Origin of the sequence: Arthrobacter sp. Bi26, from assembly GCF_918697925.1 — a bacterium.
Lineage (GTDB): Bacteria > Actinomycetota > Actinomycetes > Actinomycetales > Micrococcaceae > Arthrobacter.
Map to the genome: position 1 here is coordinate 1 of NZ_CAKKMF010000197.1, position 1,820 is coordinate 1,820.

Here is a 1,820-nt window from a genome sequence, read left to right on the forward strand (position 1 = left end):
AGCGTGGAGGCGCCGATCCGTCAGGATCGAGCCTCCACGCGAAGGGGCGGGGGCGGAAAACCCGCGCGGCGAACCACGCGAGGAATCCGCTCCCCGCCCCTACTTAGCTACTTGTCGTTATCGGACTTCGCACCAAGCGTCGTCTTCTGCACCTGCATGAGGAACTCGACGTTGCTCTGGGTCTCCCGGATCTTGTTGGTCAGCAGCTCAAGGCTCTGCTGCGTTTCGAGTCCGGACAGGACGCGGCGCAGCTTCCACATGATCTTGACTTCCTCGGGGGAAAGCAGGTTTTCCTCACGGCGGGTACCGGACGCGTTGACGTCCACGGCCGGGAAGATGCGCTTGTCCGCGAGCTGGCGGGACAGGCGCAGTTCCATGTTGCCGGTGCCCTTGAACTCTTCGAAGATGACCTCGTCCATCTTGGAGCCGGTCTCGACGAGCGCGGTGGCCAGGATGGTCAGCGAGCCGCCGTTTTCGATGTTGCGGGCTGCACCGAAGAAGCGCTTCGGCGGGTACAGCGCGGCGGAGTCCACACCACCGGACAGGATGCGGCCTGAAGCCGGGGCTGCCAGGTTGTAGGCACGGCCCAGGCGGGTCATGGAGTCCAGGAGCACCACAACGTCCATACCCATTTCCACGAGGCGCTTGGCGCGTTCGATGGAGAGCTCGGCCACGGTCGTGTGGTCGTCGGCGGGACGGTCGAAGGTGGAGGCAATGACCTCGCCCTTGACGGTGCGCTGCATGTCCGTGACTTCTTCGGGACGTTCGTCAACAAGCACCATCATGAGGTGGACCTCAGGATTGTTGGTGGTGATGGCGTTGGCGATGGACTGCAGGATGAGCGTCTTGCCGGCCTTCGGCGGCGAAACGATCAGGCCGCGCTGGCCCTTGCCGATCGGGGCCACGAGGTCGATGACGCGGGGGCCGATCTTCTTCGGGTCCGTCTCGAGGCGCAGGCGCTCGGAGGGGTACAGCGGGACGAGCTTCGCGAATTCGACGCGGTCCTTGAGTTCTTCCGGCGTCTTGCCGTTCACCGAGGTGACGCGGACCAGGGCGTTGAACTTCTGGCGGGCGGACTGCTGGCTGCGGTCCTCACCTTCGCGGGGTGCACGGATGGCACCGACACAGGCGTCGCCCTTGCGCAGGTTGTACTTCTTGACCTGGGCGAGCGAGACGTAGACGTCGTTCGGGCCCGGCAGGTAACCGGAAGTGCGGATGAACGCGTAGTTCTCCAGCACGTCGAGGATACCGGCGACCGGCAGGAGGACATCGTCCTCGGTGACCTCGACGTCGTCGACATCCGGTCCCTGCTGACGTCCGCGGCGGCGGTCGTTGCGGTCGCGGAAGCGGTCGTTGCGCGAGGAGTTGTCGCGGCTGTCCTGCTGGCCGCCCTGGCGGTCACCGCGGTCGTTGCGGTCACGACGGTTGCGGCGGTTCCGGCGGCTTCCGCCGTCGATATCATCGCTGTCGCGGGTGTTGTCGCGGCTGCCGGCGGTTTCGTCGCGGCCGCCACGGGTGCGGGTGTCGCGGCGCTGGCCGTCTTCGCTGGCCGGCTCGCGCTGTTCGCGCTGGTCAGTGCGCTGTTCTGTGCGCTGCTCGCGCTGTTCAGTGCGCTGTTCTGTGCGCTGTTCACGCTGCTCGGCGGCGGGCTGTTCGGCCTGGGCCTCGACGGCGTTCTGCCCACCGGCCTCGGTGGCCTGGGCTGCGGCTTCGCCGCGGCGGCGGTTGCGGGTGCGCGGCTGCCTCGTGCGGTCGCCGGATTCCGTCCCGGAAACGGCCGTGCCGGAGTCGGTGGAAACCGCGGGGGCTTCTACCGGGGC

1 protein-coding gene is annotated in these 1,820 nt (G+C 67.2%); it reads right to left on the minus strand.

Going from position 1 to position 1,820, the window contains the following annotated elements; all coding sequences use genetic code 11:
- Window positions 1-107: 107 nt before the first annotated feature.
- On the minus strand, window positions 108-1,820 hold a 1,713-nt coding region (gene rho, locus LQV16_RS23405), incomplete at its 5' end, for a transcription termination factor Rho (protein WP_229996216.1).